Annotated in this window: 23 protein-coding genes and 1 pseudogene; 14 read left to right on the top strand and 10 right to left on the bottom strand. The window is 61.8% G+C overall.

The annotated features are described in order from the left end of the window. The first annotated feature begins 40 nt into the window (after positions 1–40). The 4 genes from ACW9H9_RS15665 to ACW9H9_RS15650 all read left to right on the top strand — a co-directional run bounded on the left by ACW9H9_RS15665 (position 41) and on the right by ACW9H9_RS15650 (position 4,226). Entirely contained in the window at positions 41–1,978 is a 1,938-nt protein-coding gene (locus tag ACW9H9_RS15665; protein ID WP_457344072.1) for a DNA topoisomerase III, read from the top strand. A 121-nt stretch (positions 1,979–2,099) separates the two neighbouring features. Then, positions 2,100–2,540: a CBS domain-containing protein gene (locus ACW9H9_RS15660; RefSeq protein ID WP_457344073.1), complete on the top strand. Its 441-nt coding sequence runs from the start codon at positions 2,100–2,102 to the stop codon at positions 2,538–2,540. A gap of 14 nt (positions 2,541–2,554) precedes the next feature. Beyond that, on the top strand, positions 2,555–3,403 hold the full coding sequence (locus tag ACW9H9_RS15655; RefSeq protein WP_457344074.1) for an NAD-dependent protein deacetylase: 849 nt from the start codon (positions 2,555–2,557) through the stop codon (positions 3,401–3,403). 493 nt (positions 3,404–3,896) lie between these two features. Next, positions 3,897–4,226 carry a hypothetical protein gene (locus ACW9H9_RS15650; protein WP_457344075.1) on the top strand — a complete coding sequence of 110 codons (330 nt, stop codon included), beginning with the start codon at positions 3,897–3,899 and terminating at the stop codon, positions 4,224–4,226. A 55-nt stretch (positions 4,227–4,281) separates the two neighbouring features. On the opposite strand, the gene ACW9H9_RS15645 is transcribed toward ACW9H9_RS15650, so the two are convergent. Further along, complete coding sequence (locus ACW9H9_RS15645; RefSeq protein WP_457344076.1) at positions 4,282–5,184, bottom strand: LysR family transcriptional regulator; 903 nt, start codon at positions 5,182–5,184, stop codon at positions 4,282–4,284. A 132-nt stretch (positions 5,185–5,316) separates the two neighbouring features. Here ACW9H9_RS15645 and ACW9H9_RS15640 point away from each other — a divergent pair, with 132 nt between their 5' ends. The 4 genes from ACW9H9_RS15640 to ACW9H9_RS15625 all read left to right on the top strand — a co-directional run bounded on the left by ACW9H9_RS15640 (position 5,317) and on the right by ACW9H9_RS15625 (position 9,674). Further along, the gene (locus ACW9H9_RS15640) at positions 5,317–6,015 is read left to right on the top strand and encodes a CoA transferase subunit A (protein WP_457344077.1); all 699 of its coding nucleotides are present in this window, start codon (positions 5,317–5,319) and stop codon (positions 6,013–6,015) included. Between the two features lie 34 nt (positions 6,016–6,049). Continuing rightward, positions 6,050–6,709 (top strand): CoA transferase subunit B, encoded by a 660-nt coding sequence (locus ACW9H9_RS15635; protein WP_457344078.1) that lies wholly within the window; start codon positions 6,050–6,052, stop codon positions 6,707–6,709. Positions 6,710–6,720: 11 nt separating this feature from the next. After that, on the top strand, positions 6,721–7,902 hold the full coding sequence (locus ACW9H9_RS15630) for an acetyl-CoA C-acetyltransferase (RefSeq protein ID WP_457344079.1): 1,182 nt from the start codon (positions 6,721–6,723) through the stop codon (positions 7,900–7,902). 188 nt (positions 7,903–8,090) lie between these two features. Further along, positions 8,091–9,674 carry a methyl-accepting chemotaxis protein gene (locus tag ACW9H9_RS15625; RefSeq protein ID WP_457344080.1) on the top strand — a complete coding sequence of 528 codons (1,584 nt, stop codon included), beginning with the start codon at positions 8,091–8,093 and terminating at the stop codon, positions 9,672–9,674. A gap of 9 nt (positions 9,675–9,683) precedes the next feature. Here ACW9H9_RS15625 and ACW9H9_RS15620 read toward each other — a convergent pair. From ACW9H9_RS15620 to ACW9H9_RS15605, 4 genes and pseudogenes are all read right to left on the bottom strand, one after another. Further along, positions 9,684–10,757: pseudogene (locus ACW9H9_RS15620) on the bottom strand (DUF1615 domain-containing protein). Between the two features lie 69 nt (positions 10,758–10,826). Continuing rightward, positions 10,827–11,801, bottom strand: a complete 975-nt coding sequence (hemB, locus tag ACW9H9_RS15615) for a porphobilinogen synthase (RefSeq protein WP_457344081.1) — start codon at positions 11,799–11,801, stop codon at positions 10,827–10,829. Positions 11,802–11,912: 111 nt separating this feature from the next. After that, on the bottom strand, positions 11,913–12,755 hold the full coding sequence (locus ACW9H9_RS15610) for a PhzF family phenazine biosynthesis protein (protein WP_457344082.1): 843 nt from the start codon (positions 12,753–12,755) through the stop codon (positions 11,913–11,915). Between the two features lie 8 nt (positions 12,756–12,763). Continuing rightward, a complete protein-coding gene (locus ACW9H9_RS15605; RefSeq protein ID WP_457344083.1) occupies positions 12,764–13,462 on the bottom strand; it encodes a glutathione S-transferase N-terminal domain-containing protein in 699 nt (232 codons plus the stop codon). Positions 13,463–13,680: 218 nt separating this feature from the next. Between ACW9H9_RS15605 and ACW9H9_RS15600 the strand changes: the two genes are divergently transcribed. Continuing rightward, positions 13,681–14,382 (top strand): histidine phosphatase family protein, encoded by a 702-nt coding sequence (locus ACW9H9_RS15600; protein ID WP_457344084.1) that lies wholly within the window; start codon positions 13,681–13,683, stop codon positions 14,380–14,382. A gap of 13 nt (positions 14,383–14,395) precedes the next feature. Here ACW9H9_RS15600 and ACW9H9_RS15595 read toward each other — a convergent pair whose 3' ends face one another. Both ACW9H9_RS15595 and ACW9H9_RS15590 read right to left on the bottom strand, forming a co-directional pair. Beyond that, positions 14,396–15,142 carry a TerC family protein gene (locus tag ACW9H9_RS15595; protein ID WP_457344085.1) on the bottom strand — a complete coding sequence of 249 codons (747 nt, stop codon included), beginning with the start codon at positions 15,140–15,142 and terminating at the stop codon, positions 14,396–14,398. A gap of 28 nt (positions 15,143–15,170) precedes the next feature. Next, the gene (locus tag ACW9H9_RS15590; RefSeq protein ID WP_457344086.1) at positions 15,171–15,422 is read right to left on the bottom strand and encodes a hypothetical protein; all 252 of its coding nucleotides are present in this window, start codon (positions 15,420–15,422) and stop codon (positions 15,171–15,173) included. Between the two features lie 135 nt (positions 15,423–15,557). On the opposite strand from ACW9H9_RS15590, the gene nhaR reads away from it, so the two are divergent. Further along, positions 15,558–16,457, top strand: a complete 900-nt coding sequence (nhaR, locus tag ACW9H9_RS15585; protein WP_457344087.1) for a transcriptional activator NhaR — start codon at positions 15,558–15,560, stop codon at positions 16,455–16,457. 92 nt (positions 16,458–16,549) lie between these two features. On the opposite strand, the gene ACW9H9_RS15580 is transcribed toward nhaR, so the two are convergent. Further along, positions 16,550–17,059: a DUF1993 domain-containing protein gene (locus ACW9H9_RS15580; RefSeq protein ID WP_457344088.1), complete on the bottom strand. Its 510-nt coding sequence runs from the start codon at positions 17,057–17,059 to the stop codon at positions 16,550–16,552. A 127-nt stretch (positions 17,060–17,186) separates the two neighbouring features. Between ACW9H9_RS15580 and ACW9H9_RS15575 the strand changes: the two genes are divergently transcribed. Next, positions 17,187–17,828, top strand: a complete 642-nt coding sequence (locus ACW9H9_RS15575) for a YceH family protein (RefSeq protein WP_457344089.1) — start codon at positions 17,187–17,189, stop codon at positions 17,826–17,828. 43 nt (positions 17,829–17,871) lie between these two features. On the opposite strand, the gene ACW9H9_RS15570 is transcribed toward ACW9H9_RS15575, so the two are convergent. Beyond that, on the bottom strand, positions 17,872–18,690 hold the full coding sequence (locus tag ACW9H9_RS15570; RefSeq protein WP_457344090.1) for a shikimate 5-dehydrogenase: 819 nt from the start codon (positions 18,688–18,690) through the stop codon (positions 17,872–17,874). Positions 18,691–18,845: 155 nt separating this feature from the next. Here ACW9H9_RS15570 and ACW9H9_RS15565 point away from each other — a divergent pair, with 155 nt between their 5' ends. From ACW9H9_RS15565 to ACW9H9_RS15555, 3 genes are all read left to right on the top strand, one after another. Next, the gene (locus ACW9H9_RS15565; RefSeq protein WP_457344091.1) at positions 18,846–19,193 is read left to right on the top strand and encodes a hypothetical protein; all 348 of its coding nucleotides are present in this window, start codon (positions 18,846–18,848) and stop codon (positions 19,191–19,193) included. Positions 19,194–19,423: 230 nt separating this feature from the next. Further along, positions 19,424–19,618: a hypothetical protein gene (locus tag ACW9H9_RS15560; protein WP_457344092.1), complete on the top strand. Its 195-nt coding sequence runs from the start codon at positions 19,424–19,426 to the stop codon at positions 19,616–19,618. Between the two features lie 104 nt (positions 19,619–19,722). Next, complete coding sequence (locus ACW9H9_RS15555; RefSeq protein ID WP_457344093.1) at positions 19,723–19,902, top strand: hypothetical protein; 180 nt, start codon at positions 19,723–19,725, stop codon at positions 19,900–19,902. 279 nt (positions 19,903–20,181) lie between these two features. Here the strand turns inward: ACW9H9_RS15555 and ACW9H9_RS15550 are convergent, their stop codons facing one another. Next, complete coding sequence (locus tag ACW9H9_RS15550) at positions 20,182–21,096, bottom strand: LysR family transcriptional regulator (RefSeq protein WP_457344094.1); 915 nt, start codon at positions 21,094–21,096, stop codon at positions 20,182–20,184. Between the last annotated feature and the right edge of the window lie 6 nt (positions 21,097–21,102).

Genomic DNA, 21,102 nt, shown 5'->3' with positions numbered 1-21,102 from the left:
TCATCCTGCGTTCATTCAACTTTCCATGAACAGGATCACCATGCGGCTGTTTCTCTGTGAAAAACCCTCCCAGGCCAAGGACATCGCCGCCGTGCTCGGTGCAAGCCGACGTGGCGACGGTTGCTGGCTGGGGCCGGGCGTCACGGTGACCTGGTGCATCGGTCATTTGCTGGAAACCGCCCCGCCGGATGCCTACGACGCCAAATACAAGCGCTGGGTGCTGGCCGACCTGCCCATCGTCCCGGAAAAATGGAAGATGCAGGTCAAGCCCAAGACCGCCAGCCAGTTCAAGGCGGTCAAGCGCCTGCTGGGGGAAGCGCAGGAACTGGTGATCGCCACCGACGCCGACCGTGAGGGCGAAATGATCGCACGGGAGCTGGTGGAGCATTGCCGCTATCGCGGGCCCATCCAGCGGTTGTGGCTGTCAGCGCTGGATGACGCGTCCATCCGTAAGGCGCTGGGGGCGCTCAAGCCCGGCGCGGCCACCTTCAGCCTCTATCACTCGGCCCTGGGTCGCTCCCGGGCCGACTGGTTGATTGGCATGAACATGAGCCGCCTGTTTACCTTGCTGGGGCGCCAATCCGGTTATCAGGGCGTGCTGCCGGTCGGCCGGGTGCAAACCCCTACCCTGCGGCTGGTGGTCGACCGCGACCGCAGCATCGCCGACTTTGTGCCGGTGGCGTACTGGGCCATCGATGTGGAGTTGCTGCAGGACGGCCTCACGTTCATCGCCCAATGGCGTGCGGCCGACGATGTCTGCGACGATCAGGGCCGCTGCCTCAACCCCCAATGGGCACGTGACGCTGCCGACGCCATGCGCGGCGCGGTCAGCGCGCGGCTGGTCAAACTGCGTACCGAGCGCATGCGTGAAGTGGCGCCGCTGCCTTTCGATCTCGGCACGTTGCAGGAGATCTGCTCGAAAAAGCTCGGCCTGGGCGCCCAGGAAACCCTCGACATCGCCCAGTCGCTGTATGAAACCCACAAGGTCATCACTTACCCGCGCAGCGACTGCGGCTACCTGCCGCTGAGCCAGCACAGTGAGGCGCCGGGCATTCTGGCGGCGCTGGGCCGGGCCGACAGCGCCGTGCAAGCGCTGATGCCGCATATCGACCCGCAACGCCGCTCCCGGGCCTGGAACGATGCCAAGGTAAGCGCCCACCACGGCATCATCCCCACCGGCGCCGGCAAGGACCTCGGCCAGTTGAGCGGCAAGCACCGGGCGGTCTATACGCTGATTCGCGCACGTTACCTGGCGCAGTTTCTGCCCAATCATGAATACGACCGCACCCAGGCCGACTTCGACTGTGCCGGGCACGCGCTGCGTGCGGTCGGCAAAGTCGTCATCGAGCCCGGCTGGAAGCGCGCACTGCCCGAAGCGCTGGCACCGGCCAAGGGGCAGGCCCCTGCGCCACAAGCCTTGCCGGCACTGGTGCAAGGGCGCGATTACGCGGTCCACCATGTCACCCTCAAGGACCTGTGGACGCAACCGCCCAAGCCCTTCACCGAGGGCGACCTGATCAAGGCCATGAAAAACGTCGCCAAGCTGGTGGAAGACCCGTTGCTCAAGCAAAAACTCAAGGACACCACCGGGATCGGTACCGAGGCCACCCGCGCAGGCATCATTCAGGGCTTGCTGGACCGCGGTTACCTGATAAAAAACGGCAAGGCGCTGTCTGCAACACCCGCCGCCTTCAGCCTGATCGACGCCGTGCCACGGGCCATCGCCGACCCCGGCACCACAGCCATCTGGGAGCAGGCGCTGGACATGGTGCAAAACGGCGAAATGAGCCTGGAGGAGTTCGTGGCCAAACAGGCCGCGTGGATGAGCAAACAGGTAGCGCGGTGCAACGGCCTGCGCCTGACCATCAGCGGGCCACCCGGACGGGGTGCCGCCCCCTGGAAAAATAAACGCAAGAGCGCCAAGCGCAGCCCCACAACGGCCACCAAACGCCCGGCAAAACCGCAAAAAAAGGGTTGAGCACCGAGGCCATGACGTTTTTCGAGGGGTTATACGCCGCTTTGGGCCCCTGGGCGCCGTGGGCGGTCTAGGATTCTGTAGGGACCGCTGACGTCCTGACAACAACACCGGAGTGGCCGCCATGAAAACCGTCGCACAAGTGCTCAAGTCCAAAGACCCGAAAAACCAGGAAGTTCACACCATCGCGTCGCATCAGACCGTGTTTGAGGCGTTGATGCGCATGGCAGAAAAAAACGTGGGAGCCCTGCCGGTTGTCGACCATGACAACGTCGTCGGCGTGATCAGCGAACGTGACTACGCCCGCAAGCTGATCCTCAAGGGCCGCAAGTCCGACGTGACCACCGTGAAGGAGATCATGAGTTCGCCGGTGATTACCGTGGACACCCACCAAAGCGTGGACACCTGCATGAACATCATGACCGACAACCACCTGCGACACCTGCCGGTGGTCGAAGACGGCAAACTACTGGGCCTGCTGTCCATCGGCGACCTGGTCAAGGAAGCGATTGCCGAACAGGCCCAGTTGATTCAACAGCTGGAGCAGTACATTCGCGGCGAATAACCGCTGGAGACTTCATGCTCGATACGCTCGACCACCAGGAACACGACCACCTCGACACCCTGCACCGGGCCATGGCCGAACGGCGCTTTTTGGTCCTGACCGGTGCCGGAATCAGCACCTCCTCGGGCATTCCCGACTACCGGGACAACGAGGGCGTGCGCCGAGGCAAAGCGCCGATGATGTACCAGGAGTTCTTGGCCACCGCGCATGCACGCAGGCGTTATTGGGCGCGGGCGATGCTGGGCTGGCCAAAGGTGAGTATCGCCCGGCCCAACCCGGCGCATCAGGCACTGGCCACGTTGCAACAACGCGGGCACATCACAGGCCTGATCACCCAAAACGTCGACACGCTGCACGACCAGGCGGGCAGCCAGGGTGTGATTGAACTGCATGGCAGCCTGCACCGCGTGCTGTGCCTGGACTGCCAGCACACCTGCGAGCGGGACTTGATTCAACACCAGATGCAGCAGCACAACCCCTACCTCATGGGCGTCGATGCGGTGCAATTGCCCGATGGCGACACCTTGCTGGACGCCGCCTTTGAAGAACGCTTTCAGGTGCCCCATTGCCCTCACTGCGACGGCCAGCGGCTCAAGCCGGATGTGGTGTTTTTTGGCGAAAACGTCGCCCCGGCTACTGCACTGAAGGCCATGGCCGCCGTAGACGCGGCCGAAGGGCTGTTGGTGGTGGGCTCGTCACTGATGGCCTACTCGGCGTTTCGCCTATGCAAGGCCATGGTGGAACAAGGCAAGCCGGTAATTGCCATCAACCTGGGCAAGACCCGGGGCGATGAGTTGTTACAGGTAAAAATCGAGGCGGTCTGCGAGCGGCTGTTGCCGAGGCTCGTAGCGCGCTTTGAGTAGAAACACCGTTGGAAACCTCACCCCTGCGGGCGCTTTTCGGCCCGACCGAAAAGCACGAAAAATGACGCCCAAGTCACGTTTTCCGGTGATCTCCCCGTTTCACGGGGCTTTATGTAGTGATAAAAAATAATCACTACATAATCGTTGACGTAACCATTTTGTAATTGCATGATTCAAGCGTCTCCCGGATCGGGAGCGTCGGTAACCCGCGTTTTGAACAGGCTCGTCTGACCGCCGAGCTGTTTTTTCCGGATGTGCACTGCCCACAAGGCAGATTGATGAAGCTGACCGGCCCGAAAGGCCCGGTACAAGTCGCTCAAATGCTGCTTGTCTTCGTTGAGAAACCCTTGGCGTAGCCTTTCATCAGCAACACTACACGCATCAGGTTCAAGACCCTGCCCGCACCGGGCAGACCGTTTCGACGCCCGTTTTTCGATGCCGCAGACAACTAACGAATCAATTGATGATCGCCAACTGGTCAAGGGGCTTACACATGAATCTGAACAACCAACCAACTATCGATGAATTGGCCGAGATGTTCGCAGCGCAGAAAGATACGCTCGACGACCATATCCTGTGGGTAGGCAAATCGGGTCAGGTGCATATCGACTGTGTGGCGCCCCACACCCTGGAAGCAGACTTCGACAAAAATAACCATGAACTGGCGGCGCGCCTGAAGATGTATCGCCGCGGCCAGGGTTATGTCGGCAAGCGGGCTGCCGCCGATCACCAGTTTATCGAGCAAGTTTTCGACACACTTAACCATGCCTGGCGGTCATTCAAAGACAACTCGCGAGTCAATGTCGTAGACCGCTACTACTGAGTAAACCCAAACACCCGTGGGCGCCCATCGGCACCCACGGGTGTTTGGGCTCAGGTTAAAGCTTTGGAAAACGTCCCTCGCCCGCCTCGTCACAAAAAATGTCAAACATGGCCTGCGCCGCCGCCGACAACTCGTGCCCCGGCTTGGTCAGTACGCCCACCGAACGCTCAATCACCGGGTCGCTCAAGGTGATGCAATGGGCGCCCGCCTCCTTCATTTGCCGGGCGCACAACGCGGGCACCGCACTCACGCCCAGGCCACTGGCGACCATTTGCCCCACCGTCGCCAACTGATGGCTTTCCAACGCCACCGGCAGTTTCATCTGCCGCGCCGCCAGGTGCTCCTCCAGCATCACCCGTACCGTAGACGGGCGCTGCAGGGTGATGAACGGGTGTTCCAGCAACGCGCTCCAGCCAATCTGCGTGTTATGCGCCAAGGGCGAGTCGGCGGGCACCACGGCGATAAAACGGTCCACGTATAACGGCGTAAACACCAGCGATGAACTTTGCGCAGGCTCAAACGCCACGCCCAGCTCCACCTGACGGTCGCGCACCCGTTCCAGGACCTGTTCGTTGATCACGTCATCCACCGTGACGTTCACCTGCGGGTAGCGGGTGCGGAAAATTTTCAGGATCGGCGGTAGCAGGTTGCCCGCAAACGAGGGCATCGCCGCCACCGTGACCCGCCCGCGTTGCAAGGTGAAGCGCTGGCGCAATTCGTCTTCGGCGTTGTCCCAATCGGCAATCAGGCGCCGGGCCAAGGGCAGCAGGGATTCGCCTTCCGGGGTCAGCGAAACATTGCGTGTATTACGGCTGAACAGGCGCCCGCCCAGTCCTTCCTCCAGGCCTTTGATGGTCAGGCTCAGCGCCGACTGGGAAAGGTGCAGGCGCTCGCAGGCTGCCGCAAAACTCAGGCTCTGAGCCACCGCCAAAAAGGCGCGCATCTGTTTAACGGTCATGCAGTGCCCCCAGCGGCGATCAACTATGCTGTTTTTTAAATCAATCAACCTTAAAAAACAACTTAACAAATCAATCCAGCGGCGCAACACTCGGTAACCATGGCTGGCCCACACACAATAAAAGAGGTGCATATGGCAGGTTTCGATAAACGCGTGGCGTCCTACGAAGAGGCGCTGGCAGGCCTGGAAGATGGCATGACCGTACTTTCCGGCGGCTTCGGCCTGTGCGGGATCCCGGAAAACCTCATCGCCGAGATCAAACGCAAAGGCACCCGCGACCTCACGGTGGTTTCCAACAACTGCGGCGTCGACGGTTTCGGCCTGGGCGTGTTGCTGGAAGAAAAACAGATCAGCAAGGTCATCGCGTCCTACGTGGGTGAAAACGCCCTGTTCGAGAAACAACTGCTCAGCGGCGAAATCGAAGTGGTGCTCACCCCCCAAGGCACCCTGGCCGAAAAAATGCGCGCAGGCGGTGCCGGTATCCCGGCCTTCTTCACCGCCACCGGTGTGGGCACCCCGGTCGCCGAAGGCAAGGAAACCCGCGAATTCAACGGTCGCGCGTACCTGATGGAAGAGTCCATCACCGGCGACTTCGCCATCGTCAAAGGCTGGAAAGCCGACCACTTCGGCAACGTGATCTACCGTCACACGGCCCAGAACTTCAACCCGCTGGCCGCCACCGCCGGCAAGATCACGGTGGTTGAAGTCGAGGAAATCGTCGAGCCGGGCGAGCTGGACCCGGCGCAGATCCACACCTCAGGCATTTACGTCGACCGGATCATCTGCGGCACGTTCGAAAAGCGCATCGAACAGCGCACCGTGCGCAAATAACCCGCCTGTCGCCCGAATAAAAAGGACACCTGAAATGGCTCTTACCCGCGAACAAATGGCTCAACGCGTCGCCCGCGAAATGCAGGACGGCTTTTACGTGAACCTCGGCATCGGCATTCCCACCCTGGTGGCCAACTACATTCCCGACGGCATGGAAGTGATGCTGCAATCGGAAAACGGCCTGCTCGGCATGGGCCCCTTTCCTACCGAAGAAACCATCGATGCCGACATGATCAACGCCGGTAAACAAACCGTCACCGCACGCGTCGGCGCCTCGATTTTCTCCTCGGCCGAATCGTTCGCCATGATCCGTGGCGGTCACGTCGACCTCACCGTGCTCGGCGCATTTGAAGTGGACGTGCAAGGCAACATCGCCTCGTGGATGATCCCGGGCAAGCTGGTCAAGGGCATGGGCGGCGCGATGGACCTGGTGGCTGGCGCAGAAAACATCATCGTCATCATGACCCACGCCTCCAAGGACGGTGAGTCCAAGCTGCTCAGCCGCTGCAACCTGCCGCTGACCGGCGCCAACTGCATCAAGCGCGTGCTGACCGACCTTGCCTACCTGGAAATCGAAAATGGCGCTTTTGTCCTCAAGGAACGCGCACCTGGCGTCAGTGTTGAAGAGATTGTGAGCAAGACCGCCGGTAAACTGATCGTCCCCGACCACGTTCCCGAAATGCACTTCCAGTGAGGACACCTCTCATGCAAGACGTCGTGATTGTTGCTGCCACCCGCACCGCCGTGGGCAGTTTTCAGGGTTCGCTGGCAAGCATCCCGGCCCCGGAACTGGGCGCCGCCGTGATCCGCCGCCTGCTGGAGCAGACCGGCCTGGACCCTGCGCACGTGGACGAAGTCATCCTGGGCCAGGTACTCACCGCGGGCAGCGGCCAGAACCCGGCCCGCCAAGCTTCGATCCTCGCGGGCCTGCCCCACGCGGTGCCCAGCCTGACCTTGAACAAAGTGTGTGGCTCGGGCCTCAAGGCCTTGCACCTCGGCGCGCAAGCCATCCGCTGCGGTGATGCCGAGGTGATCATCGCGGGCGGCATGGAAAACATGAGCCTGGCCCCCTACGTGCTACCCGCAGCCCGCACCGGCCTGCGCATGGGCCATGCCAAGATGATCGACAGCATGATCACCGATGGTTTGTGGGACGCGTTCAACGACTACCACATGGGCATCACCGCCGAGAACCTGGTGGACAAATACGGCATCAGCCGCGAAGCCCAGGACGCCTTTGCGGCCGCGTCCCAACAAAAAGCCGCCGCGGCCATCGAAGCCGGGCGCTTTACTGACGAAATCACCCCCATCCTGATCCCCCAGCGCAAAGGCGACCCGGTGCCGTTCGCCGTGGACGAACAACCCCGCGCGGGCACCACCGCCGAGTCGCTGGCCAAACTCAAGCCGGCCTTCAAAAAAGACGGCAGCGTCACCGCTGGCAACGCATCGAGCCTCAACGACGGCGCCGCGGCGGTGCTGTTGATGAGCGCCAGCAAGGCCCAGGCGCTGGGGTTGCCGGTGCTGGCCCGTATCGCCAGCTACGCCAATGCGGGGGTGGACCCGGCCATCATGGGCATCGGCCCGGTGTCGGCCACCCGCCGCTGCCTGGACAAGGCGGGCTGGAGCCTGGGCGACCTGGACCTGATCGAAGCCAACGAAGCCTTCGCCGCGCAGTCCCTGGCCGTGGGCAAAGAGCTGGAATGGGATGCGAGCAAGGTCAACGTGAATGGCGGCGCGATCGCCATCGGCCATCCGATTGGCGCATCGGGTTGCCGGGTGCTGGTGACCCTGCTGCATGAAATGATCAAGCGCGATGCCAAAAAAGGCCTGGCGACCCTGTGCATCGGCGGTGGCCAAGGCGTAGCACTGGCACTCGAACGCAGCTGATTTAACGAGCAACACGGACAAGGCCCGGTTCCACGAAAACCGGGCCTTTTCTTTGCGCAAAAACTTTGCAGCCCGTGCCCTCATCTTTTATCGCCCCTTGTCGATACATGTCCACACAGCAGACGGCAGGGATGCGCCACGCATGGACACCCTTGCTCAAAAAAATCTAAAAAGACAGGGATGGGGCAATGTTCAATTCGGTGGCAAGGGTGTTGGGGGATGTGAGTGTGCGGGCCAAGCTCACCCTGGGGTTTGCGCTGGTTCTACTGCTGACCCTGATCATCGCCGGTACCGGCTGGCTGGGGCTGGCCAACCTGGGGGAGCGCGGCGACAAGCTGGGGGTAATCGCCAAGCTCAACGATTCGGCGCGTGACATGCGCATCGCCCGCTTGAGCTACACCCTCAAGCCGGACGCGGTGCACGCCACGGCCGTGGTGACGTTCCTCGATGACCTGGACCGCCGCGCCGTGGTGCTCGATGCGTTGCTCAAGGCCCCGGTCGACCTGCTCTGGGTCAAGCAGGCCGACGCCGCGATTAAAAACTACCGCGTGCATTTCCAGCAGTTCGTGCACGCCAACGAGGGGCAGGATCAAGCCGCGTCCACCCAGGCCCAGGAAGACTTGAACCGCGACATCGCCAGCCTGTTTGAAGCCTGCAAACAACTGTCAGACATCCAGGCCGGTAAACGCGACCAGGAAGTGAGCATGGCCGGGCAACTGTTGCTCGGCGCCAGCGTGCTGGCCCTGGTGGTGGGAATGCTGGCCGCCTGGGTGATTACCCGTTTGATCGTCGGCCCGTTGAGCGACACCCTGAAAACCGCCGAACGGGTGGCGGCCGGTGATTTGAGCCAGGACGTGCAGGTGTCGCGGCGCGACGAGCTGGGCGCGCTGCAAGCCAGCATGCAACGCATGACCGTCAACTTGCGCGGCCTGATCGGCGAGTTGCGCGACGGCGTGGTGCAAATCGCCAGCGCCGCGGAGGAACTGTCGGCGGTAACCGAGCAGACCAGCGCAGGCGTCAATAGCCAGAAGGTTGAAACCGACCAGGTGGCCACCGCCATGAACGAAATGGCCGCCACCGTGCAGGAAGTGGCCCGCAATGCCGGGCACGCGTCCGGCGCAGCCGTCAATGCAGGGCAAGAAGCGCGCGCCAGCGACGAGGTGGTGCATGAGGCCATCGCGCAAATCACCCTGCTGGCCACCGAAGTGGGTTATTCAACCGACGCGATGGACGGGCTCAAGCGTGAAAGCGACAAGATCGGCACCGTGCTGGATGTGATCAAGTCGGTGGCCCAGCAAACCAACCTGCTGGCCTTGAACGCGGCGATCGAAGCCGCCCGAGCGGGCGAAGCAGGACGCGGCTTTGCCGTGGTGGCCGATGAAGTGCGCAGCCTGGCGCAGCGCACCCAGACCTCGACCGAAGAAATCGAAGGGCTGATCACCGGGCTGCACCGTGGCACGCAGCAGGTCTCGCAACGTCTTGAAAACAGCCGCGTACTCACCGACAGCAGCGTCGAACTGACGCGTCGGGCCGGGGATTCGCTGACCACCATCAGCCGGTGTGTGGCCGATATCGAGTCGATGAACCTGCAAATCGCCGCCGCGTCCGAGCAACAAAGCGCGGTGGCCGAGGAGATCAACCGCAGCGTGCTGAGCGTGCGCGATATTTCCGAGCAGACCGCAGCGGCCAGTGATGAAACCGCCGCCTCCAGCATCGAACTGGCGCGGTTGGGTGTGCACCTGCAAACCCTGGTGAGCACGTTCAAGCTCTGACGCGATGGCCTAACGCTTCAGGCAGCGCTGATAACGCTCATTCACCCGCTGGGCGAACCAGGCCGTGGTCAGGTTGCGGGTGATCTTGGGGCTCTTGAGCACGATGCCCGGCAAAATCGCCCGGGGCAGCGGTTTACCGGCGGCCTTGTCGGCCAGGGCAAACACTTTTTGGTACAGGGCCGTGTCTTCGAACGCCAGGCGCTCGCCCTGCTCCAGTTGGCTGCGGATGACCGGGTTGCGCATGCCCAGCGCCGTGCCCAGTGAACGCACCGCCAACTCAGTGGTGCCGGGCAGGATCGAGCCATAGCGGATCAAATCACCGTCCAGCGCCAGCGTGGTGCCCGACGCGCGGCTGACCGCTGCCTCGAACGCCGCGTTGCGACTGGCGTACCAACCGGCATTGAAATCGGCAAACCGGTACAGCGGCTGATCGTAGTTCACCGGGTAACCCAGCAGGTGGGCGATGCCGAAATACAGGCCACCGCGGCGGGAGAAGACTTCCCGGCGAATACTCCCGTCTACCGTATAGGGGTAATCCTGGGTGTGCTGCTCGGCGAAGGCGATGCTCACTTGCATGGGGCCCGCGGTGTGTACCGGGTTAAAACCACTGAACAGGGTCTTGCCCAGCGGCACAGCGCCAATGAAGTCATCGAAAATCCCGCTGAGGTCTTTCTCGGTGCGTGCAGCGCTCAGGCGTTCGGCGTAGGACTTGCCCGTGGGTGAACGCAGTTGCAAGGCCGCCCGCACCACAGGCGCCGGCACATAGACCTTGGCGGCGCGGCGCAGGATTTCGTCCTGGGCGATCTTGCCCATGTTTGGCACCGCCGGGTCGACCTGGTAGGTGGACTCCTGTTCGGTCACCGCCTATACCGCGCAGAGGTTTTCGGTGCTGGGGTCCAGTTGCTGGGCGTGAAAGGCGGTGTAGATGTCTTGGGCCCAGCCGCTGCGGTCGTTGACGCTGGCGGGAATCAGGCGCAGGAGTTGCGCTTTCACTTCGGGTTCAGTGCGCGCAGGTGGCGCAGGCGCGTGACTGGAACAACCGGCCAGCACCAGCAGCAAAACGAGGAGAACACGGGTGGGCATAAGCAGGTTCCGCAAGATCGAATGCACCGATACTAGCGCACAAATAATGCGAAACCTGTGATCGATCGGTCAGATACCGGCCAAGGCCAGGTCCAGCGCGAAGTACGTGAAGATCAGGTCCGCACCCGCCCGCTTGATCGAACCCAGGGTTTCGCGCACCACACGCGCCTCATCGATGGCCCCGGCCTGGGCGCCGAATTTGATCATCGCGTACTCGCCGCTGACCTGGTACGCCGCCACGGGCAAACGCGACGCCTCGCGGATGTCGCGGATGATGTCCAGGTAGGCGCCGGCCGGCTTGACCATCAGCGCATCCGCGCCTTCCTGTTCGTCCAGCAGCGACTCGCGCACCGCTTCGCGGCGGTTCATCGGATTCATCTGGTAGCTTTTGCGGTCGCCCTTGAGCGCGCTGCCACCCGCTTCGCGGAACGGGCCGTAGAGGGCCGAGGCGAATTTGGTCGAATACGCCATGATCGGCACGTGGCTGAAGCCCTCGGCATCCAGGGCGCGGCGAATGGCCTGAACCTGCCCGTCCATCGCCGCCGACGGTGCGATGACATCAGCGCCTGCACGCGCAGCCGCCACCGCTTGCTTGCCGAGGTTGGCCAGGGTGCGGTCGTTGTCCACTTCGTGGCCATGCATCACGCCGCAGTGGCCGTGGCTGGTGTACTCGCAAAAACAGGTGTCGGACATCACCACCATTTCCGGCACGGCATCCTTGCAGATGGCCGACATGCGCGACACCAGGCCGCGCTCGTTCCAGGTGTCGCTGCCGTCTGCGTCCAGGTGGTGAGACACGCCAAAGGTCATCACCGATTGGATCCCGGCCCGGGCAAAGCGCTCGATTTCGCTGGCCAGTTTTTTCTCGGGGATGCGCACCACGCCCGGCATGCTGGTGATCGGCACGAAGTCGTCGATGTCTTCTTCGACGAAGATCGGCAATACCAGGTCGCTCAGGGTAAATTCGGTTTCCTGGAACAACCCACGCAGCTGCGGTGAGCGGCGCAGGCGGCGTGGACGGGCGTCGGGAAACTGGCTGGGCATGGAGGCTCCTGGGGAAAATGATCGGGCCAAGAGCTTATGCCCGGCCCGCCACCGAGCACAAACGCCCAGTACGAAACAGCTTGTTGCAGAGCCGGTAACAATAACTCGCGGCTACAGCTGCAAGCGCCCTTCGATACAGACCACGGCGGCGCCGCCGATCCAGATCTCGTCGCCCAATTGCTCGACCCGAATCCGCCCTGCCCGGCCCATGGCCGTGCCCTGGCTCACCACATAACGGCTTGGCGCCAGGCCCTCGCCCAATAACCACTGAGCGACCCCGGCATTCAGGCTGCCGGTGGCCGGGTCTTCCGGCGAGCCGTCCCCGGCGATAAACGCGCGCACTTCAAATTGCGCTTCATCCCCCTCACGCTGCGGGTTCCAGGGCGCGACCACGCCTACCGCCAGACCTTGCAACTGCGCATAGTCGGGCTGCAGCGCCAGCACTTGCTCGCGATCGGCCAGCATCACCGCCAGCCAGCCAGCGCCGTTGTCCACCCACTGGGCCCGCTCGATAGCGCCCGGTTCAAGCCTGAGGGCCTGGCGGACGCGCTCCAGCAACCCGGCCTCCACCGGGCCGGAGCGCAACAGCGGCGGCGCGATAAACGCCAGCTCGTCGCCCTGGCGGCGGATGCGCACCAAACCGATTTCGCACTCCTGCACAATCTCTTCGCCCTTGGCCATGCCACCGGCTTGCAGCCACGCCCGGCAACTGCCCAAGGTGGGGTGGCCCGCGAACGGCAGCTCTTTCACGGTGGTGAAAATTCTCACCCGGTAGTCCGCCCGAGGGTCGCGGGGCGTCAGCAAAAACGTGGTTTCGCTGAGGTTGGTCCAGTTGGCCAGGTCGGCCATCTGCTGGTCGCTCAGGCCGTCGGCGCCCAGTACCACCGCCAGGGGGTTGCCCTTGAGGGGCACGCGGCTGAACACATCCAGTTGTTTAAAATCGTAGGCAGGCATAAGGCAACTCAGGCAGGAATATTCAGGCCGCGAAGCACCGCGGGGCGTGCGACAAAACCGTCGAGGGCGCGCAGTACGTTGGGGAAGTCAGTGATGCCCACCAAGTCGCCCGACTCATAAAAGCCGATGAGGTTGCGCACCCACGGGAAGGTGGCAATGTCGGCGATGCTGTACTCGTCGCCCATGATCCAGGTGCGGCCCAGCAGGCGTTTTTCCAGCACCTGCAGCAAGCGCCGGGCTTCGGCGGCGTAGCGGTCGCGGGGGCGTTTGTCTTCGTAGGCCTTGCCCGCGAACTTGTTGAAAAACCCCACCTGGCCAAACATGGGCCCGATTCCCGCCATCTGGAACATCAGCCACTGCAGGGTTTCGTAGCGCATCGCCGGGTCTTCGGGCAGGAACCGGCTGCACTTCTCGGCCAGGTAAATCAGGATCGCCCCAGACTCGAACAACGCCAGCGCCTGGCCGCCCGGGCCGTCGGGGTCGATGATGGCGGGGATCTTGTTGTTGGGGTTCAGCGAGAGGAATTCGGCGGAGAACTGGTCCTGGGTGTCGAAACTGACTTTGTGCGCCTCATACGGCAAGCCCAACTCCTCCAGCAAAATCGAGACTTTGACGCCGTTGGGGGTGGGCAAGGAGTAGAGTTGCAAGCGCTCAGGGTGTTGGGCTGGCCATTTGGTATTAATCGGGAAAGCCGAAAGTGAGTTCATCGCAAAGTCCCTGGCAAAAACAGCAGAGTAGCGGCACAACGCCGGTCATGCACCCGTCTTAAATCCGCAATATGAGCCCGATATGCTCGTGTGAACGGCAGGGACGCCGCCCCTTTTCCCTCAAGAATCGAACCAAAGTGCGTTAACACACTCTTAAAAGTGCGCATAAGGGACGACTTGCGCGTCCTACTTTTCCTGCGCCGAAGATTCAAACACCCATGACACTCAAGCCGCTACACGTCGTAAAACGCCTTAAACGCTATTCCTACGTTGTCTTGCCGTTATTGCTGGTGAGCGGTGCGCTGGGCCTTGCCCTCGAGCCCACGATAAGCCGCGCTCAGCCGGTGGACGGCGTGCAAACCCTGGTGTTCCTGCGGCATGGCGAAAAACCCGCCGGCGGCCTGGGCCAGCTCAATTGCCAGGGCCTGAACCGCGCGATGAACCTGGCCACGGTGCTGCCACAAAAATTCGGCAAGGCCGACTTCGTGTTTGCCGCCAACCCCACGCGCAACGTGGAAGAAGGCGAGAAAGACAACTCCTACAGCTACATCCGCCCACTGATGACCATCAGCCCCAGCGCCATCAAGCTCGGCCTGCCCGTCAACATCAAGTTTTCGGCCAATGACACCAGCGCCCTGGCCGACGAGCTGATGGAAGACAAGTACCACAATGCGATCATCTACACCGCCTGGTCCCACGGCTACCTGCCCGAGCTGATCAACAAAGTGGCGAGCGAAGCGGCCGGTGAAAAACACACCATCACCGAAGATTGGTCCGGCAGCGATTACGACACCCTCTACGTACTGACCCTGACCTGGCACAACGGCAAGGCCAGCCTGCTCAGCCGCAACTACAAGCAAGGCTTGGATAACGGCGAGCAGGCCTGCCCGGATGCCACCCAGACAAGCGCCGAACTCTGAACGCCTTGGCCGCTTACTGGCTTTGGGCCAAGCGTTTGTGACGGTTACGCCGCAGCATGTTCAGGCACTCAATGGCAGCCGAGAAGCCCATGGCCGCATACACATAGCCCTTGGGCACGTGGGCGCCAAAGCCTTCGGCGATCAGCGTCATGCCGATCATGATCAAAAAGCCCAGGGCCAGCATGACGATGGTCGGGTTGTCGTTGATGAACTTGGCCAACGGCTCGGCCGCCACCAGCATCACGATGACCGACGCCACCACGGCGATGATCATGATCGGCAAATGCTCGGTCATGCCCACGGCAGTGATGATGCTGTCGATGGAAAACACCAGGTCCAGCAACAGGATTTGCCCGATGGCGGCGGCAAAGCCCAGCGAAACGCCCGATGCCTGGCTTTCTTGCTTATCGACCTGCAGGTCCATGCTGTGATGGATTTCGGTGGTGGCCTTCCACACCAGGAACAGGCCACCGGCGATCAGGATCATGTCTTTCCAGGAGAACGCCTGGCCGAAGACCTCGAAGACCGGCGCGGTCAACTGCACGATAAACGCAATGGTGCTCAACAGGCCCAGGCGCAGGAACAGCGCCATGCTGATGCCGATGCGCCGGGCCTTGGCCCGATGCTGCACCGGCAACTTGTTGGTCAGGATCGAAATAAAGATGAGGTTGTCGATGCCCAGCACGATTTCCATGACGATCAGGGTCGCCAGGGCGATCCAGGCGGTGGGGCTGGCGGCCAGTTGTACAAGGTAGTCCATAGGTCAGTCCTGAAAAGTTGAGCACACGTTAGGTTTCTTGCGAGGTGGATTCAGACGGCTTGCCTTCCTGTTCCGCCTTGTCTTCTGGGGCCAGCAGGCCCCGGGTCGCATCATTCAAGGCCTGTTCGGCAGCCTTGTGGGTGTCGTCGATCGCTTGTTTGGCCGACTCGGCCGCCTTGCCCATCAGTTGCTGCGCGCTTTTTTCTGCCTGGTCGCAGCCGCTGAGCATGGTTAATGAAAGCGCAACTAACGCGGTTGCGCCCAGCCAATTGAGTTTCATGATGCGTTCCTCACAAGAATCAGGCGGGCCCGGGGGTGGCCCGTCGATAGCGCCGCATTCTATGCAGGCGAACACTTCAGAAAAATTCGTATTTTCTTCGGATATACTTCGATTTTCACGAAGTGACCGCCCCCCATGCTCAATTACCGACAACTGCATTACTTCTGGGTCGTCGCCAAGACCGGCAGCATCGTGCGCGCCTGCGAGCAACTGAACCTCACCCCGCAAACCATCAGCGGGCAGATCAGCCTGCTGGAGCAGACGTTTGGCGTGGCGTTGTTCCAGCGCGTGGGCCGCCAGCTGGAGTTGACCGAAGCCGGGCGCCAGGCCCTGCCCTACGCCGAGCAGATGTTCCAGACCGGTAATGAATTGGAAGCGATGCTGCGCGCACAACCCCATGAACAGCAGATGCTGTTTCGCGTGGGCGTTGCGGATGTGGTGCCCAAGTCCATCGTCTACCGTCTAATCGCGCCGACCATGGAGCTGAGCAAAATCCGCATCACCTGTCGCGAAGACAAGCTGGAACGGCTGCTGGCAGACCTGGCGATCCAGCGCCTGGACCTGGTGATTTCCGACAGCCCCATGCCCACACACCTGGACATCAAGGGCTACAGCCAGAAACTGGGCGAATGTGGCATCAGCTTTTTCGCCACACAGGCGTTGGCTGACGCACATGGCGGCGAGTTCCCACACTGCCTGCACGGCGCGCCCCTGCTGATCCCCGGGGCAGAAACGGTGGTGCGCAGCCGTTTGTCGCGCTGGTTTGCCGAGCAGCAGATTCAACCGCGCATTGTCGGGGAGTTCGATGACAGCGCCTTGATGCAGGCCTTTGGCCAATCCGGCAGCGGGATTTTTATCGCGCCCAGCGTGATTGCCGAGGAGGTACAGCGCCAGTACGGCGTGGTGTTGATTGGCCAGACCGATGCGGTGACCGAGTCATTTCATGCTATTTCGGTGGAGCGCAAGGTCAAGCACCCGGGCATCGTTGCGATCACCGAAGGTGCCCGACGCGAGTTGTTCACGTCACTGCCCTGACGCGCAGCGGGGCAGCCAGGGACAGCCCGAAGGCCAAGGGTGAACAAAAAGGCCCGGGGCGGCGACTCAACACCGGCCCGGGCCCCGTGGCGTTAGAACGCGCCCATGTAGTCGCGCTTGCCGATTTCCACGCCGTTGTGGCGCAGCAATGCGTAGGTGGTGGTGACGTGGAAGAAGAACTGCGGCAGGCCGTAGGTCAGCAGGTAGGACTGGCCAGTGAAGCGTTTTTCTTTGGGGGTGCCTGGGCGGGTCACGATCTCGATACCTTCCTTGCCGTCGATCTGGGCCGCGGTCAGGGTGTCGACAAACGCCAGGGCCTTGGCGAGCAGGGCTTGCAGGTCGGCGAAGGTCACTTCGCTGTCGTCGTACTTAGGCACTTCGACTTCGGCCAGGCGCGCGCAGACGCCTTTGGCGAAGTCCACGGCGATCTGCACCTGACGCACCAGCGGGAACATGTCCGGGTACAGACGCGCTTGCAGGAAGGCGTTCGGGTCGATGTTCTTTTCGGTGGCGTGGGCTTCGGCTTTTTTCAGCACATCGCTCAGGGCGTTGAGCATTTGTTTGAAGACAGGAACAGAAGCGGCGTACAGGGAAATAGTCATGGCAGTCTCAACGGTTGTGGCAGGGTTCAAAACAGCGGCGATTATAGACACGCCAGCGGGCGGCGCCGCTTGTCTTTTATTTTTTCAGGATTAGGCTAGTGGGCTCACTGCATCAGGGAAATGCGCGATGACCACTGAACTTGACCCCCCCCGCAACGAGCCACGCCTGAACAGCACCGAAATACGCATCCTCGGTTGCCTGATCGAGAAACAGGCGACCAACCCGGAAACCTATCCCCTGACCCTTAACGCCCTGGTGCTGGCCTGCAACCAGAAAACCAGCCGGGAACCGGTGACCAACCTCAGCCAGGGCCAGGTCGGCCAGAGCCTGCGGGCGTTGGAGGGCCAAGGGTTTACCCGCCTGGTGATGGGCAGCCGGGCCGACCGCTGGGAACACCGCGTGGACAAGGCGCTGGAACTGGTGCCCGCCCAGGTGATTCTGACCGGGCTGCTGTTTTTGCGTGGGCCGCAAACCGTCAACGAACTGCTGACCCGCAGCGGGCGCATGCATGAATTTGAAGACGCCGAACAGGTTGTGCACCAGCTTGAACGCCTGATTGCACGGGGGCTGGCGCTGCTGGTGCCCCGCCAGGCGGGGCAACGCGAAGACCGCTATACCCACGCCCTGGGTGACCCGGCAGACATCGAGGCCATTCTGGCGGCGCGGGGAAACCCGGTGGAACGCAGCGCCGGGGTGTCAGTCGAGCGGATCGAAGAGCTTGAAGCGCGCATTGCGGCGCTGGAAGAACGCCTGGCACGGCTGGAGTGAGCCATCCACCCGTGGCGCGTGACCGCGCCACGGGTGCGGCTGTTTAGCTGCGTGCGAACGCCACGGCTTTTTCGAACTGTTCCTGCGTGGGCCGCACGCCCGTGTACAGCACGAATTGCTCCAATGCCTGAATCGCGATCACTTCAAGCCCGGTGATCACCCGCTTGCCGTGGCGGCGCCCGGCCACGATCAAAGGGGTTTCGGAAGGAATGGCCACCACATCGAACACGGTGTCCGCCGCTTCGATCACCGCCTCGGCAAAGGCCAGTTCATCGGCCTCCGGCCCGCCGGTCATGCCGATGGGCGTCACGTTGACCAACATTTGCGGGCGCAAGTCGCCCAGTTCCGCCTGCCAGGCGTACCCCAGCCCTTGCGCCAGCGCACTGCCGGCGGCTTCGTTGCGGGCGACGATCACACCCCGCGCATACCCGCCGTCACGCAGGGCACTGGCCACGGCCTTGGCCATGCCGCCGCTGCCGCGCAGGACGAAGGTCGAGTCCTTGGGCACCGCGTGCTTTTGCAGCAGTTGCTCGACGGCGATGTAGTCGGTGTTGTAGGCCTTGAGGTGCCCGGCCGTGTTGACGATGGTGTTGATCGAGTCGATGGCGCGGGCCGATGCGTCCAGTTCGTCCACCAGTGCGATGCTGGCTTCCTTGAACGGCATCGACACGCCGCATCCGCGGATGCCCAGCGCGCGAATACCGCCGATGGCGCCGGGCAGGTCCTGGCTGCTGAAGGCCTTGTAGTAGAAGTTCAGGCCCAATTGTTCGTACAGGTGGTTATGAAAGCGCAGCCCGAAATTCCCGGGACGCCCCGACAGTGACATGCACAATTGGGTGTCTTTGTTGGGGTGCATCTGCATGTGAAGCTCCTTGAGTAAGCAAATCGGTACAGACCTTACACAACCTTTACCTTTGGGCTGTGCTGTTTTCTCGAAATACGTTGTCTTAAAAGTATCCCCGCGACAATCCTTGAGTCTATCGATTGCAGACCACAAGCGCAGGGGCTAACCGAGGAATGACCATGATTCGTAAAATCCCCAAGATCGCCTTGCTTATCGGTGCACTCGCTGTAGCAGGTCAGGCCTCCGCCCACGGTGGTGGTTGGGGTGGCCCGGCCTTGTTGGGTGCTTTTGTCGGCGCGGCCGTCGTTGGCTCAGTGGTTGCCAACCAGTCCCAGCCGGTTTACGTACAACAGCCTGTGTATGTCCAGCCGCAGCCGGTGTACGCCGCCCCGCCGCCGGTCTACTACGCACCACCGCCACCGGTGTATGTACAGCAACAGGTTTATTACCGCCCGGCGCCGGTTTACTACCACCCGGCCTATTACGGCCCGCCCCGTGGTGGTTACTACGGCCGCTGGTAACCGCTGGCTGATACATCCAATGGGCTCCGCCTTCAAAGCGGGGCCTTTTTTGTGCCCGCGAGTCTGAATAAATCTTGTCGAGGTCGCTATAAGGACAATGGCTGTGGCGAAATCCCACATGATTGACCGTCAATAGCCACTTGCCCGCCCGGGGCAGGGGCTGTCATGTTTGTGTCATCTCGCGCTTCCACTATCGAAGCAGTCCCCAATAACAACAAGGACGACTGGCCATGCCCACGCAAAACCCGCACCGCACTGCCGGCCTGTGCACCTCCAGCAAGGTCTACAGTGCCCTGACCGAACTCAAGCACCTGGAAGGCCACCGCAGCGCCAAATTCCTCTCGTTGCTGGCCGAGAACCTGGTCCGCAAGGGCCTGCTCAATGAACAGGAAGTGGTCAACATGCTTGACCAGGTCGTCGATTGACGGCGTGCCTCGATAGCGCTGATGTCGACTATCGAGCAGGTTAATTTTTCCTTAAGCCCCTCGCCCCGTAATGTGACCTCCATTGCGCATTGGAGGTAGTCATCATGCCCGCTATTCAAATCATGTCTGTCATCGGCAGCGCCGTCCCCGCCTCGCTCAGGGACCTGGGCCTGCTGGCCTGCTGGTATCTGGTACGCGATGGCGAGCCCATCAGCGGCCCGCTCACCTCCCTCACCGCCGCACAGGACCTGTCGCGCAAGATGGCGCATGGCTTTGTGGCCTGAGGGCTTAGTTGCCCGGGCGTGCAGGCAGTTACAGCGGTGCGTAAAACGTCAGTATGGCAGTGAATAAACATCAGCACGCCCTCTATGACACGACAATATTTAACTTATTAGAATCAGGCCCCACTCTCTGTACAGGGCCGTTCCATGAACTTTCCCACTGCTGCAAAGTTGAACACGTTGGCCTGTCCAGCGTGACCTGGTTCAACAACCAGCAGAGTGCTTACTTCGCCATGCCCCCTGTACCGGCTGCCGGGCTAGATGATGCCGGAACACCCTGCACTAACGTGCCGGCAAGCCTTGGTTGACACGGATCAGGTCGATCAACTGGCGCAACGCGGGCGGCGTCTGCAGCCTGCTGGGGTAGTACATGACGTAGGGCTCCCCGGTGGACGCCCATTGCGGCATGACCCACTCCAACACCCCGGCCTGCAACTCGTCCAGCACCCTGATTTGCAGGCAGTACGCCAGGCCTATCCCTTGCAGGGCCGCCCCGATGGCAACGTCCGTGGTGTTGATCCTGACCGAACCCGCCCCTTCGATCCGCACCATCTGCTCACCGTCCCCCAACTCCCAGGGGTACACCGAGTCGTCGCCAATGCGCGTCTGGATACAACGGTGGTGTTTCAGGTCTTCGGGAGAGGTCGGCGTGCCGTGTGCCTGCAAGTAGGCCGGCGTCCCCACCACCACCCATTGCAGCGGCCCGGTCAAAGGAACGGCCACCATGTCCTGCGGCACGGTCGCACCAAAGCGGATGCCGGCATCGAAGCCTTCAGACACGATCTCCACCAGGTGATCATCAATGACCAGGTCCAGGTAGACCTGAGGGAACAGTGAAGTGAATTCACTCAACACCGGCAACACCAGCAAGCGCGCCGCGTCATGGGACAGCGTGAGGCGCAGGCGGCCGGCCGGGGTATTGCGGTGATCTTCCAGGTTATTGAGCCCCTGGCTGATGGCTTCAAAACCGTTGGCCAGCGACTGCATCAAATCATGTCCCGCCGCCGTCAATGCAACCGAGCGGTTGGTGCGGTTCAACAACCGAACTTCCAGGCGGCTTTCCAACTTCTTCATGGTGTGACTTAACGCCGAAGCCGTCAGGCCCAACTCATTGGCCGCGTCGATAAAACTGCCGCGCCGGGCAATGGTGAAAAACACGTTCAAGTCGGCGAGGTCCGAGCGCTTAAATGCAGCCATTGATGA

It is taken from the genome of Pseudomonas sp. SDO5215_S409, assembly GCF_054071325.1.
Note: the sequence above shows the minus strand (reverse complement) of the source record. Positions and strands in the feature narration are given on the sequence as shown.